The organism is Pseudomonas neuropathica (genome assembly GCF_051174785.1).
GTDB classification, from domain to species: domain Bacteria; phylum Pseudomonadota; class Gammaproteobacteria; order Pseudomonadales; family Pseudomonadaceae; genus Aquipseudomonas; species Aquipseudomonas neuropathica_A.
On record NZ_CP195111.1, the window covers coordinates 4600823 to 4614584 of the forward strand.

A 13762-nucleotide genomic window follows, 5' to 3' on the forward strand; every position below is an offset into this window, starting at 1 on the left:
TTGTTATTAGCGTAGTCAGAGATGCTGGCCGTGGCGGGCCATGATGTGCCGCACCACGCTGTAGTCCTGCAGCGAATCACTGGATAAGTCTTTGCCGTAGCCGGAGCGTTTCAGCCCGCCGTGGGGCATTTCGCTGACCAGCATGAAATGGCTGTTGATCCACGTGCAGCCGTACTGCAAGCGCGCGGCGACCTGCATCGCCTTGTCCAGGTTCTGTGTCCAGACCGACGAGGCGAGGCCGTATTCGGAGTCGTTGGCCCAGTCGACGGCCTGCGCGAGTTCGTCAAAACGGGTCACGGTGACCACCGGGCCGAACACTTCGCGCTGGACGATTTCATCGCTTTGTTTGCAACCGGCGAGCAGCGTCGGCTGATAGTAGAAACCGGCGCCGGAATGCACCGCCGCACCGGTCACGCGTTCGATGTGCGGCTGACCGAGGGCGCGTTCGACGAAACTGGCCACGCGGTCGCGCTGGCGGGTGCTGATCAGCGGGCCGATCTCGTTGTCGGCATCACGTTTGCCGGCGAAGCGCAGGCTGCTGACGGCAGCACCGAGTTCGGCGACCAGCTTGTCGTGAATCCCGCCCTGCGCATAGATCCGGCAAGCGGCGGTGCAGTCCTGCCCGGCGTTGTAGTAACCGTAGGTGCGCACGCCGTCGACCACGGCCTGGATGTCGGCGTCGTTGCAGACGATCACCGGGGCTTTGCCGCCAAGTTCGAGGTGCGTGCGTTTCAGGGTTTTCGCGGCGGCCTGGAGGATTTTCTGCCCGGTGACGATATCGCCGGTCAGCGAGACCATGCGTACTTTGGCGTGGCCGACCAAATGGCTGCCAACGCCTTCGCCACCACCGCAGATGATGTTGATCACCCCGCGCGGCAGGATTTCGGCCAGCGCTGGCGCCAGGGCGAGGATCGACAGCGGTGTGTGTTCGGACGGTTTGAACACCAGCGTGTTGCCGGCGGCGAGGGCCGGGGCGATCTTCCACGCGGCCATCATGATCGGGTAATTCCACGGCGCAATCGAGGCGACCACGCCAATCGGGTCGCGACGGACCATGCTGGTGTAGCCGGGCAGGTATTCGCCGCTCAACTGACCAGTCTGGCAGCGCACGGCGCCAGCGAAGAAACGGAACACATCGACGGTCGCCGTCAAATCGTCCTGACGCGCCAGGTGCAACGGCTTGCCGCAGTTCAGCGATTCGAGGCGGGCGAGGTGGTCGGCGTGTTTTTCCACGGCGTTGGCAATGTCGAGCAGCAGGTTGGAACGTTGCTGCGGCGTGGTGCGCGACCATTCGCCGAAGGCGCGGTGGGCGGCGAGGATGGCGGCTTCGACCTGCTCGGTGCTGGCTTCGGCGATGTGCGTAAGAATTTCACCGGTGGCCGGGTTGAGAATCGGCTCGACAAAACCTTCCCCACCGACCAGTTCGCCATCGATCAACAACGCGGTACACATCGGGGTCTGCACGCCAACCATTTTCCGCGATCTCTTTTCTTGTGTGGCCATTGTTGCTCCCTGAAACCGGGAGCCGACCGTCTTATAGATGCAGCAAGACTAGTGCGCGGCTCCGAGGTCGACAAATTCTAAATACTGAAGACAGCATTCGATTAAATAGATGGCTTGCGTCCGCCGTGGGGTTGCTCACGGGCCACGGTCAGGAATGGGTCGACCAATGCGGGACGCGCGGTGCCGCGGCGCCAGGCCAGGCCCACGTCCAGGGTCTGATTGAGGTCGGCGATGGGCCGCGCTTCGATGATGTCGCCCTCCAGCGACCATGGGCGGTAAGTCATGTCGGGCTCGATCGACACACCCAAACCGGCGGCGACCAGACTTCGCACGGCCTCGGTGGATGCGGTTCTCAGGGTTATTTTTGGTTGCAGCCCGGAACCGCGCCAGAAACGCTGGGCGTTGCGATCCATTTCATCGACGTTGAGTTGAATCAACGGCTCGCGGGCGACGTCAGCAAGATTGATGCTGTCGTGCTCCAGCAGTGGATGCTGGGCCGGGAGCCACAAACGGTGCGGTGAGTGGGTCAGTACTTCAGTCTGCAAAGCGTGGCGATCTTCCAGATTGGAGAGAATCAACACGCCGACATCGATCTCGCCACTGACCAGCAAATGCTCGATGTAAGGGCGCTCATCTTCCATCACGCGGATTTCGACGTTGGGGTAGGCACGTTGAAACCGGGTAAGCAAATCTGCCAGGTAATACCCGGCCACCAGACTGGTCACACCGACGGTCAACTGCCCGGCGACCTGATCGGTGCTCTGTTGCAGGCTCCGCTTGGCGTTGTCCACAGTCGCCAGAATCAGGTGCGCCTGGCGCAGGAATTGATGACCTTGGTGTGTCAGCGTCATACCCTTGGCGTGGCGGCTGAACAGGCTGACGCCGATTTCCTCTTCCAGTTGCTGGATTGCCAGGGTCAGGGTCGACTGGGAAATGAACGCGGTTTGTGCGGCGGCGGAGATTGAGCCGGTTTCGGCCACGGCGATGAAGTGACGGATCTGACGCAGGGTCATCATGACGGGAATACCCGGTGGGCGATTTAATCGATGGCTCGGACTGTATATCTTTTTAGTCGATGGATCGATTTCCGAAAATGAATCGCCAGTTTGCTCCTGCCATTCGTCGGGAAAGGGCCTCTACCTGTAATTTCTGACAGTTGTCCATGTGGCCCTTATCGGCGCTCACTGATTGCAGAGATTTCTGGCGTTCAATCTGCGATAAGGAGATTCACATGGACACGATCCCCACCGGGCAATCTGATAGCTCAGAACCGGTAGCTCCGACTTGTTTGCCACAAAGTGATGAGCTGACGTCAGGTGTCATGGAGGTGGACAATCAGGTGCTGGCGTTGAGTCCACCTGATCTGCCAGAAGCCACACGACCGGTCAAAGGCGCGCATTTGGGCGTTCCATTGCGCATCTATGATTTGGCGCCGAAAGGCGCAAAAGTTGTCTTCGATCCGTATCTGAACCAGCGACGGGGCGATACGGTGTTTTTGAATCTGAATGGTCAACCCGGCATCGACAGTGTGCAGACGCTCGCCGAAGACGATGCTGTAACACTGCACATTCCCCATAAGTTACTGTTTCCCGATGTTGTTAACCGGATCACCTGTACCGTGAAGCGGGGCAGTGGAAACATTGGCACCTCCGAGCCACCGCTGGAGTTGCTATACAACAAGGTCCGTCCCGGTAATCAAGACACCACTCCAGGAGACGGCGAACATTCCGAGCTCGAGTTGATCCTGTCCGATGCATTGCGCAACGGCGTTGGCCCGGACTTTCCTGCCGCTGGTGCCCAAGTGTGCGTTTCTTACCCATATTGCCGTGCTTTTGACCGCATTCGATTGAACCTCAATGGCCATGATGTGTACCACGATGTCACCGAGACTCAGGCGCCAGATCCGGGTTCCAGTGATCCGGTCAAGGTCTGTTTCAGCGTCACCCGTGCAGACTTGGAAAGGGCCGGGGATCATCCGAAATTCAACATCTCTTATACGGTTACCGATCAGTTGGGTAACAATCCGGATCCGGACTCACTCTGGTCGGCTGTGCAAACCATTGATGTGGATTTGGCGGGTAACCAATTGCCCAAGGCTTTGTTGCGCGAAATCCTTGATGATCCCGAGGATGACCCGGATATTCAACTTGAGAAGCTCGGTGCAAATGATTTGCTGATCGTTGTACTCACCAGTGATCCGCGTTTCCTGTTTGGCGATTTGATCTTTGCCACCTTCACCGCAAGAGTCACAGGCAACCCGGACGTTGTCGTTACGGCCACGGGCACCGTCGGCAAAGACCAGTTCGGGCAGAAGCAACCGAGCATTTTAAAGATCGAGAACAAGAGCGTTATCGCTGGTAGTGTCGTGTCGGTGACCTACACACTTATCAGAGAGGGCGCCTCGGTCGGCAACTCGGCAGTCACCACTGCCAAAGTCAAGGGCGAGGGGTTGCCAGGGTTGCTTGCACCGCAGTTGCTAAAATCGGTCAAACGAGTTCTCGACCCACTGGACTCTGCCAATCTGCAAGGTGCTACGGGTCGGATCGAAATCGTCGGTTATCTTCCGCGCCCGGACGAAAAATTCCTCCTCATCGTTAAGGGCGCCGCGGGAGCGGGATCTCCAACCTTTGAGCCCAAGCCGCTGAACTCCTACAGTCGGGCCAACTTTCAACTCGACAGTGCATTCATTGCGGCGAATCTCGGCGAGCGGGTGGAGCTCAGTTCTGTGCACCTGCGCGGTGACAAGCCGATTCAGACATCGCCAATACTTGCGGCCACTATCGGGCCCATTACGGACTACCATCCTGACCTGCCGAGCCCGATTATCGGTGATGCGCATGGCGGCGATCTGGACGTCACGCAACTGCACACGCAAACGCTTCTGGAGGTCAGTCAGTGGCCCCATCAGGTCAAAAACCAACTGGTTTCGTTTATCTACAGCGGGACAGACCGGGAGGGTAAAGCGACGAGTTTCGAGGACAAGGGGATTCTCGCTCCAGCTTCAGGGCTGAGCCGTTCAATACCATTGGACTGGCTGTTCACGCTGCATGACTCAAGCCAGCTAAGAATCGGTATGAGCGTGAATTATTCGGGCAGCCCCGATGGCAAGCAGGTCGTGAAGTTTCCGGAGAGGATCTATACGGTCAAGACATTGTTGGTCGAGAACTTTGATAATGAGCTTTCGCGGAAGATCTTCCGAGCTAATGAAATTCTCGTGACGCCGGTTCTTACCTTCAAACTGTTAACGACTGTAGTTCACCAGCCAAATCCGGCTGTGTACACACATGCTGAAATAGGTACTGGTGTACCCGGAAAACAGCTTCATTGGTATGTATTGGCGCAAGAGAAGGCAGAACTTACGTTCGTTCGAGCATGCCAAAAGGTGAGCTTCAAATTCGCTGCAAATCAACCCCTGAATACCTATGGCGAAGTTCATTTTTATGACAACGACGGCCGCTCTCTCGGACAAGTCAGACTCGATAGGCCATACAGAGGTATCGAATTCTCAGGGTTGAATATCAAGAGATTGGAGCTTGTCGCACGAGGTAACGTTGCCTGGGTGTTTGACGATTTTGTGCTGACGCTTTGATGACTGAACACAGTGGGTGGGCTTCTTCAATTTATGGCGCACAAGGAAGAGCAGTAATATCTGGAAGCACACTCACTGGCAGGTCGTGGGCACTTTCGAACTAGGCTGACGGCCTTATAAAGCCGGATACCCTTGGTTTGGAGGCGTGACATGAACACCCGTGGATTGCTCGATCAACTACTCAAGTCGGGCCAGGATCTGTTGCAGAACAAGGCTGGCGGAGCGCAGAACAAATCGGCCGGCGGGGGCTTGGGCGGCTTGCTCGGCGGTTCTTCGGGCACTGGCGGCCTTGGCAGCCTGTTGTCAGGGGCGGGCGGCGGTGCGTTAGCGGCTGGCGCGATGGGCTTGCTGCTTGGTAACAAGAAAGTGCGCAAGGTTGGCGGCAAAGTCGCGATTTACGGCGGCCTCGCAGCGCTTGGCGTGCTGGCCTACAAGGCCTATGGCAACTACAACGCGCAGAAAGGCACCGCCCCACAAAGTGAACCGCAGACCCTTGATCGTCTGCCACCGGCGCAGGCCGAACAACACAGCCAGGCCATTCTCAAGGCGCTGGTCGCTGCCGCGAAGGCCGACGGCCATATCGATGACCGCGAACGTGAGCTGATCGAAGGCGAATTCACCAAGCTCGATAACGATCAGGAGTTACAGCACTGGCTCCACGCCGAGCTCAACAAACCCCTCGACCCGACCGATGTCGCCCGTGCGGCGAGCACACCTGAGATGGCCGCGGAGATGTACATCGCCAGCGTAATGCTGGTGGATGAGGAGAACTTCATGGAGAAGAGCTATCTGGATGAACTGGCGCGACAGTTGAAGCTCGAGCCGGGGTTGAAGTCGGAGCTGGAGAAGCAGGTGCGGCTGGCCTCTGTGTAGAGACGGCGTGCTTTAACAATCGCAACCCCCTGTGGGAGCGAGCCTGCTCGCGAAGGCGCCCGGGTCAGACGACATCGATGTTGACCGTTCCGGCCTCTTCGCGAGCAGGCTCGCTCCCACAGGTTATTCCGGCGTGCACGGAGCCTGCTCGCGATGATGTTTCAGCCTCACTGCATACGCCATGGCCGATCTATCGCCTCCTTTTGCCAGTACCCCACTGGCACGCTCACCTGCAATTGTCGGACAGTCCCACCCCAGAGCCCTCCCGCAAACCATGCCGGACGGGCCCGAGGGTTAAAAAGCGTCTTATAAATGAAACACCGCCCTCGGCTATACTCCCCGCATTTCGATCAGGCACGAGGAATCACTGTGAAGAACTGGACGTTGCGCCAACGCATTTTGGCGAGCTTTGCGGTGATTATCGCCATCATGTTGCTGATGGTCGTCGTTTCGTATTCACGGCTGTTGAAGATCGAAGCCAGTGAAAACAGCGTGCGTGATGACGCAATTCCCGGCGTCTATTACAGCTCGATGATCCGTGGCGCCTGGGTCGACAGCTATCTGCAGACGCAAGAACTGCTCGGGCTCAAGGAAGGCGAGGGGATTTCCAGCGAGGACGCGGCGGACTACAAAGCGTTCGAAGCACGTCTGCAGGAGCAGATGGAGAACTATCGCAAGACCATGGCCACCGACGAGGACCGTACCGAGTTCGCTGCGTTCGAGAAGTACCACGACGCCTACATCCAGATTCAGGATGCCGTGCTGGACCTGCACAAGCGCAATCTGGAAGCGGACGCGGTCAAGATGTTCCACGACAAGCTCACGCCTGCCTGGTACTCCGGGCGCATGAAGCTCAACGACATCATCGGCGAAAACAAGAGAGTCGCCGATCAGGCCATGAACAATATCGATGATGCCGTGGCGGCCGCCAAATTCAGCATGTTCATCTCCCTGCTGGTTGCCGTGCTGGCCGCCGGTCTGTGCGGTCTGTTGTTGATGCGCGCGATCATGGCGCCGATGAACCGCATTGTGCAGATCCTCGAAACCATGCGCACCGGCGACCTCAGTTCGCGTCTTAACCTCGACCGCAAGGACGAGTTCGGCGCCGTCGAAACCGGCTTCAACGACATGATGACCGAGCTGACCGCGCTGGTGTCCCAGGCGCAGCGCTCCTCGGTGCAGGTGACCACCTCGGTGACCGAGATCGCCGCCACCTCCAAGCAACAACAAGCCACCGCCACCGAAACCGCCGCGACGACCACTGAGATTGGCGCGACCTCCCGTGAGATTGCGGCCACTTCGCGCGATCTGGTGCGCACCATGACCGAAGTGTCCACCGCCGCCGATCAGGCCTCGGTGCTGGCCGGCTCCGGCCAGCAAGGTCTGGCGCGGATGGAAGACACCATGCACTCGGTGATGGGCGCGGCCGATCTGGTCAACGCCAAACTGGCGATCCTCAATGAGAAGGCCGGCAACATCAACCAGGTGGTGGTGACAATCGTCAAAGTCGCCGACCAGACTAACCTGTTGTCGCTCAACGCAGCGATTGAAGCCGAAAAGGCCGGTGAATACGGTCGCGGCTTTGCCGTGGTCGCCACCGAAGTGCGGCGGTTGGCGGACCAGACTGCCGTTGCCACGTATGACATCGAGCAAATGGTCCGCGAGATTCAGTCGGCGGTGTCTGCCGGGGTGATGGGCATGGACAAGTTCTCCGAAGAAGTGCGCCGTGGCATGTCCGAAGTGCAGCAGGTTGGCGAGCAGCTGTCGCAGATCATCCATCAGGTGCAGGCGCTGGCGCCGCGGGTATTGATGGTCAACGAAGGCATGCAGGCTCAGGCCACCGGTGCCGAGCAGATCAACCATGCGCTGGTACAGCTGGGCGACGCCAGCAGCCAGACCGTCGAATCGTTGCGTCAGGCCAGTTTCGCCATCGACGAACTGAGCCAGGTGGCCGTCGGGCTGCGCAGCGGCGTTTCGCGATTCAAAGTCTGATGAGCGAAATCATCGCCAAACGCAGCGCCGCGCAGGTGGCGAAGCCGGCGTTGTTCCTGCTGTTTCGCATCGGCAGTGAGCGCTACGCCTTGCGCGCCACCGAAGTGGCGGAAGTGCTGCCGCGCCTGCCGTTGAAGCCGATCGCCCGGGCGCCGCAGTGGGTTGCCGGCGTATTCGCCTATCGCGGTGCGGTGGTGCCGGTGATCGACCTCAGCGCATTGACCTTCGGCCATCCCGCCGAAGCGCGCACCAGCACCCGGCTGGTGCTGGTCAATTATCAGCCGGATGAATCGCAATCCGCGCAATGGCTCGGGCTGATTCTGGAACAGGCCACCGACACCCTGCGTTGCCATCCGCAAGAGTTTCAGCCTTACGGCCTCGATAACCGCGAGGCGCCTTACCTCGGCCCGGTGCGTGAAGATGCCCACGGACTGGTGCAATGGGTACGGGTCAATGACTTGCTCGATGACGCCGTGCGTACTTTGCTGTTCCCCGATCCGCCGCTGAGTCCGGCGCAGCTTGAGGCGCAGGCATGAGCAGTGATCAGCGTTTTTTCGACTTTCTCAAGGAACGCATCGGCCTCGATGTGACGTCGGTCGGCCCGGCGATCATCGAGCGGGCCGTGCGCCAGCGCACAACGCTCTCGCAAGCCGCGAATGCCGATGAATATTGGCAATTGCTGCAAGGCTCACGGGATGAGCAACAGGCGCTGATCGAAGCAGTGATCGTCCCGGAAACGTGGTTTTTCCGTTACCCGGAATCCTTCGCCACGCTGGGCAAGCTGGCGCGCAATCGCCTCGCCGAGCTGAACAATATGCGTGCTTTGCGCATCCTCAGCCTGCCGTGCTCCACCGGCGAAGAACCCTATTCGATAGCCATGGCTTTGCTCGATGCCGGGCTTAAACCGCATCAGTTCAAGGTCGATGGCATGGACGTCAGCCCGCTCTCGGTGGAAAAGGCCCGGCGTGCGCTGTATGGCAAAAACTCGTTTCGCGGCCAGGATCTGGACTTTCGCGAACGGCATTTCACCCCTGAGCAGGATGGCCATCGGGTCAACGAGAACGTACGTGAGCAGGTACGTTTGCAGGTCGGCAATGTGCTCGATCCGACGCTGTTGGCCAGTGAGCCGGCGTTCGATTTCGTGTTCTGCCGCAATCTGTTGATCTATTTCGATCAGCCAACGCAAAAACTGGTGTTCGAGGTGCTCAAGCGCCTGACCCATTTCGATGGCGTGCTGTTTATCGGCCCGGCCGAGGGCAGTCTGCTCGGGCGTTTGGGCATGCGCTCGATCGGTATCCCGCAATCCTTTGCGTTCAGCCGCCACAGCGATCCGCACCCCGAACCGCTACCGACGCCCAAACCGATCACGTTGCCGGTCAGCCAACCGTTGCGCAGCGCGCCGCCTCCGGTGGTGCGCAATCGACCGTTTGCCGCAGTGACGCCGCTGCCCATTGCCAGCAAAAGCGCGAATCCCGACGCCGCGACCCTGCTGGCCAACATCGCTGCACTGGCCAACGAAGGCAAAAGCGCCGAGGCCCGCGCCGCGTGCGAACAATATTTGCGCAGCCACGAACCGGTGGCCCAAGTATTTTACTGGCTCGGCTTGCTCAGCGATGTCGCCGGCCTGACCCTCGAAGCCCAGGGTTTCTACCGCAAGGCGTTGTACCTCGAACCGCAACATCCCGAAGCGTTGATGCACCTGGCCGCGCTGCTGCAGGCCCAGGGCGACACGGCGGGTGCCAGACGATTGCAGGAGCGCGCCGCCCGCAGTGGCCGCACCGCTGACAGTGAGCGTAAACGATGATCCCGTCCGACACCTTGAACGTTACCCACGAAGACGCCCGGGCCATCGACGATTGCTGGAACCGCATCGGCATCCACGGCGACAAGTCTTGTCCGCTGCTTGAAGAGCACATTCACTGCCGCAATTGCTCGGTTTATTCCGCCGCCGCCACGCGCCTGCTCGACCGTTATGCGTTGCAGCAGGACGAGCGCGACCCGGTGGCGACCGCCGTGGAAATCGATGTGAAAACCCGCTCGTTGCTGATGTTCCGTCTCGGCGAAGAATGGCTGGGGCTGGCGACGCGCAGCCTTGTTGAAGTCGCGCCGCTGCAGGCGATTCACTCGTTGCCGCACCAGCGCTCGCGCGCTTTGCTCGGCGTGGCGAATGTACGCGGCGCGCTGGTGGCGTGCCTGTCGCTGGTTGAGTTGCTTGATCTGGATGGCAACGCCGCGCCAGCCTCCGGCGCGCGCATCATGCCGCGCATGTTGATCATCGCCGCCCATGGCGGACCGGTGGTGGTGCCGGTGGATGAGGTCGATGGGATTCATGCCATCGACGAGCGCATTCTTGATGCGGCATCGCAGTCCGGGGCGCAAGCCAGCGCGAAATACACCCGTGGCGTTCTGCAATATCGCGGTCGCAGCCTGCGTTGGCTGGATGAAGAACAGCTGTTGTCCGCCGTGACCCGGAGCCTCACATGACCCCCGAGCAAATGCGCGACGCTTCGCTGCTGGAGCTGTTCAGCCTCGAAGCCGAAGCGCAGACCCAAGTACTCAGCGCCGGGCTGCTGGCACTCGAGCGCAATCCAACCCAGGCCGATCAACTGGAATCGTGTATGCGCGCGGCGCACTCGCTCAAAGGTGCGGCGCGAATTGTCGGCATCGACAGCGGTGTCAGCGTCGCCCATGTCATGGAAGATTGCCTGGTCAGTGCGCAGGAAGGACGGTTGTTGCTGCGGCCCGAGCACATCGATGCGTTGTTGCAGGGCACCGATTTGCTGATGCGCATCGCCACACCGGCCAATGCTCCGCAGCCGAGCGATATTGAAGCTTATGTGGCGTTGATGGCAGGTTTGCTTGACCCTTCAACGCCTCCGGCAGCGCTCGCAACGCCACCGATGGCCGAGTTGCAACTTCAAGCGCCACCCGTATTTGAACCGACGCCAGCGCCGACCATCGAAGCCACGCTCGAACCTTCGGAGCCTGCGCCGCGCAAGACCAAACGCACCACCGAGGGTGGTGAGCGCGTGCTGCGGGTCACCGCCGAACGGCTGAACAGTCTGCTCGATCTGTCGAGCAAATCGCTGGTGGAAACCCAACGCCTGAAACCGCACCTGGCAACCATGCAGCGTCTCAAGCGCATGCAGAACAACGGCCTGCGCGCGCTGGAAAACCTCAACGTGCACCTCAAGGAGCACGCGCTGAGCCTTGAAGCGCTGGAAGCCCTGGAAGACGCGCGCCGTTTGCTCGCCGAATCCCAACAACTGCTCAGCGAGAAAAACGCCGAACTCGACGAGTTCGCCTGGCAGGCCAGCCAACGCGCGCAAGTGCTTTACGACACGGCGTTGGCCTGTCGCATGCGGCCCTTCGCCGATGTGCTCACCGGTCAGGTGCGCATGGTCCGCGATCTGGGCCGCAGCCTTGGAAAACAGGTACGCCTGGAGATCGAAGGCGAGAAAACCAAGGTCGATCGCGATGTCCTGGAAAAACTCGAAGCACCGCTGACGCATTTGCTGCGCAACGCCGTCGATCACGGCATCGAAACCCCGGAGCAGCGTTTGCTCAAGGGCAAGCCCGAGGAAGGCCTGATCCGCCTGCGCGCCTCGCATCAGGCCGGCCTGCTGGTGCTGGAGTTGAACGATGACGGCAATGGCGTCGACCTGGAGAAGGTCCGTCGCAGCATCGTCGAGCGGCAGTTATCCCCAGCTGAAACCGCAGCGCAGCTAAGCGAAGAAGAACTGCTGACGTTCCTGTTCCTCCCCGGTTTCAGCCTGCGCGACACGGTCACCGAAGTGTCCGGGCGGGGCGTCGGCCTCGATGCCGTTCAACACATGGTTCGCCAGTTGCGCGGTGCGGTTGTGCTGGAGCAGACGGCGGGCGAGGGCAGTCGCTTTCATCTGGAAGTGCCGCTGACTTTGTCGGTGGTGCGCAGTCTGGTGGTGGAAGTTGGTGAAGAGGCGTATGCCTTCCCGCTGGCGCACATCGAGCGCATGTGTGATCTGGCCCCGGAAGACATCGTGCAAGTCGAAGGTCGACAGCATTTCTGGCACGAAGGCCAGCACGTCGGGCTGGTTGCGGCCAGCCAGTTGCTTAATCGCCCAGCCAGCCAGAACAGTGGCGAAACCCTGAAAGTCGTGGTGATCCGCGAACGTGATGCGGTTTACGGCGTTGCCGTCGAGCGCTTCATCGGTGAGCGCACCCTGGTGGTCTTGCCACTCGATGAGCGTCTGGGCAAAGTGCAGGATATCTCCGCTGGCGCCTTGCTCGACGACGGTTCTGTGGTGCTGATCGTCGATGTCGAAGACATGCTGCGTTCGGTGGATAAACTGCTCAACACCGGGCGCCTTGAACGCATCGCCCGTCATGGCAATCAGGCCGCCGAGGCGGCGCGCAAGCGGGTGCTGGTGGTCGACGATTCGCTGACCGTGCGCGAACTGCAACGCAAACTGCTGCTCAATCGCGGCTACGACGTCGCGGTGGCGGTGGACGGCATGGATGGTTGGAACGCATTGCGTTCGGAGGACTTCGATTTGCTGATCACCGACATCGACATGCCGCGCATGGACGGCATCGAACTGGTCACCCTGTTGCGCCGCGACAACCGTCTGCAATCGCTGCCGGTGATGGTGGTGTCGTACAAGGATCGGGAAGAGGATCGCCGCCGTGGCCTCGATGCCGGCGCCGACTATTATTTAGCCAAAGCCAGTTTTCATGACGACGCCCTGCTCGACGCAGTGGTCGAGCTTATCGGAGGAGCGCGGGCATGAAGATCGCAATCGTCAACGACATGCCCATGGCGGTGGAGGCCCTGCGCCGGGCGCTGGCCTTCGAGCCGGCGCACCAGGTGGTCTGGGTCGCCCGCAACGGCGCCGAGGCAGTGCAACTGTGCGCCGAAAACACCCCGGATCTGATCCTGATGGACTTGATCATGCCGGTTATGGATGGCGTCGAGGCCACCCGGCGGATCATGGCCGAAACGCCGTGCGCGATCGTCATCGTCACCGTCGACCGCCAGCAGAACGTGCACCGGGTCTTCGAAGCCATGGGCCACGGCGCGCTGGACGTGGTCGATACCCCGGCCCTCGGCGCTGGCAATGCGCAGGAAGCGGCGGCGCCGTTGCTGCGCAAGATCCTCAATATTGGCTGGCTGATCGGCGACAAGCCGCAACGCTCGCGCCCGGCGCCGACACCCCAGCGCAGCTCCGCCTCGTGCAAGCGGCTGGTGGCGATCGGATCGTCTGCGGGCGGCCCGGCAGCGCTGGAAGTCTTGCTCAAAGGCCTGCCCCGTGACTTCTCGGCGGCAATTGTGCTGGTGCAGCACGTCGATCAGGTGTTCGCCGCCGGCATGGCCGAATGGCTGGCCAGCGCCAGCGGCCTCGATGTACGTCTGGCCCGCGAGGGCGAACCGCCGCAAGCGGGCGCGGTGCTGCTGGCCGGCACCAATCACCATATTCGTTTATTGAAAAACGGCACGCTGGCCTACACCGCCGAGCCGGTCAACGAGATCTATCGACCCTCGATCGATGTGTTTTTCGAGAGTGTCGCCAGCTATTGGAATGGCGACGCCGTCGGGGTTTTATTGACCGGGATGGGGCGCGACGGGGCGCAAGGGCTTAAGCTCATGCGCCAACAGGGTTACCTGACCATCGCGCAGGATCAGCAAAGCAGTGCGGTGTACGGCATGCCCAAGGCCGCTGCGGCCATTGATGCCGCCGTCGAAATCCGTGCACTGGAAAAGATAGCGTCACGATTGCTGGAGGTTTTCCCCAAATGAACAGGTTTATCCGCAATCCTGACCCCCGC

10 protein-coding genes are annotated in these 13762 nt (G+C 60.4%); 8 read left to right on the forward strand and 2 right to left on the reverse strand.

Features of this window, described 5'->3' with window-relative positions:
* Positions 1 to 15: 15 nt before the first annotated feature.
* Positions 16 to 1473, reverse strand: a complete 1458-nt coding sequence (locus tag ACRRSD_RS20705; protein WP_435038527.1) for a gamma-aminobutyraldehyde dehydrogenase — start codon at positions 1471 to 1473, stop codon at positions 16 to 18.
* 131 nt (positions 1474 to 1604) lie between these two features.
* Positions 1605 to 2519 carry a LysR family transcriptional regulator gene (locus ACRRSD_RS20710; protein ID WP_435035062.1) on the reverse strand — a complete coding sequence of 305 codons (915 nt, stop codon included), beginning with the start codon at positions 2517 to 2519 and terminating at the stop codon, positions 1605 to 1607.
* A gap of 215 nt (positions 2520 to 2734) precedes the next feature.
* Between ACRRSD_RS20710 and ACRRSD_RS20715 the strand changes: the two genes are divergently transcribed.
* The 8 genes from ACRRSD_RS20715 (at position 2735) to ACRRSD_RS20750 (ending at position 13733) form a co-directional block, all read left to right on the forward strand.
* Positions 2735 to 5092 (forward strand): hypothetical protein, encoded by a 2358-nt coding sequence (locus ACRRSD_RS20715; RefSeq protein ID WP_435035064.1) that lies wholly within the window; start codon positions 2735 to 2737, stop codon positions 5090 to 5092.
* 150 nt (positions 5093 to 5242) lie between these two features.
* A complete protein-coding gene (locus ACRRSD_RS20720; RefSeq protein ID WP_435035065.1) occupies positions 5243 to 5965 on the forward strand; it encodes a tellurite resistance TerB family protein in 723 nt (240 codons plus the stop codon).
* Between the two features lie 369 nt (positions 5966 to 6334).
* Positions 6335 to 7957, forward strand: coding sequence for a methyl-accepting chemotaxis protein (locus ACRRSD_RS20725; protein ID WP_435035067.1), 1623 nt, complete (start codon positions 6335 to 6337; stop codon positions 7955 to 7957).
* On the forward strand, positions 7957 to 8493 hold the full coding sequence (locus ACRRSD_RS20730; protein ID WP_435035069.1) for a chemotaxis protein CheW: 537 nt from the start codon (positions 7957 to 7959) through the stop codon (positions 8491 to 8493). Before ACRRSD_RS20725 ends, ACRRSD_RS20730 begins: the two co-directional genes overlap by 1 nt.
* Positions 8490 to 9761, forward strand: a complete 1272-nt coding sequence (locus ACRRSD_RS20735) for a CheR family methyltransferase (RefSeq protein WP_435035071.1) — start codon at positions 8490 to 8492, stop codon at positions 9759 to 9761. The genes ACRRSD_RS20730 and ACRRSD_RS20735 overlap by 4 nt, the downstream gene beginning before the upstream one ends.
* On the forward strand, positions 9758 to 10441 hold the full coding sequence (locus tag ACRRSD_RS20740) for a chemotaxis protein CheW (protein WP_435035073.1): 684 nt from the start codon (positions 9758 to 9760) through the stop codon (positions 10439 to 10441). Before ACRRSD_RS20735 ends, ACRRSD_RS20740 begins: the two co-directional genes overlap by 4 nt.
* On the forward strand, positions 10438 to 12726 hold the full coding sequence (locus tag ACRRSD_RS20745; RefSeq protein WP_435035075.1) for a hybrid sensor histidine kinase/response regulator: 2289 nt from the start codon (positions 10438 to 10440) through the stop codon (positions 12724 to 12726). The genes ACRRSD_RS20740 and ACRRSD_RS20745 overlap by 4 nt, the downstream gene beginning before the upstream one ends.
* A complete protein-coding gene (locus tag ACRRSD_RS20750; RefSeq protein WP_435035077.1) occupies positions 12723 to 13733 on the forward strand; it encodes a chemotaxis response regulator protein-glutamate methylesterase in 1011 nt (336 codons plus the stop codon). Before ACRRSD_RS20745 ends, ACRRSD_RS20750 begins: the two co-directional genes overlap by 4 nt.
* Positions 13734 to 13762 lie beyond the last annotated feature (29 nt).

Coding starts and splice junctions, on each gene's coding strand:
- ACRRSD_RS20705 (WP_435038527.1), bottom strand. CDS start 1,473: ATGGTTGGCGTGCAGACCCCGATGTGTACCGCGTTGTTGATCGATGGC.
- ACRRSD_RS20710 (WP_435035062.1), bottom strand. CDS start 2,519: ATGATGACCCTGCGTCAGATCCGTCACTTCATCGCCGTGGCCGAAACC.
- ACRRSD_RS20715 (WP_435035064.1), top strand. CDS start 2,735: ATGGACACGATCCCCACCGGGCAATCTGATAGCTCAGAACCGGTAGCT.
- ACRRSD_RS20720 (WP_435035065.1), top strand. CDS start 5,243: ATGAACACCCGTGGATTGCTCGATCAACTACTCAAGTCGGGCCAGGAT.
- ACRRSD_RS20730 (WP_435035069.1), top strand. CDS start 7,957: ATGAGCGAAATCATCGCCAAACGCAGCGCCGCGCAGGTGGCGAAGCCG.
- ACRRSD_RS20735 (WP_435035071.1), top strand. CDS start 8,490: ATGAGCAGTGATCAGCGTTTTTTCGACTTTCTCAAGGAACGCATCGGC.
- ACRRSD_RS20740 (WP_435035073.1), top strand. CDS start 9,758: ATGATCCCGTCCGACACCTTGAACGTTACCCACGAAGACGCCCGGGCC.
- ACRRSD_RS20745 (WP_435035075.1), top strand. CDS start 10,438: ATGACCCCCGAGCAAATGCGCGACGCTTCGCTGCTGGAGCTGTTCAGC.
- ACRRSD_RS20750 (WP_435035077.1), top strand. CDS start 12,723: ATGAAGATCGCAATCGTCAACGACATGCCCATGGCGGTGGAGGCCCTG.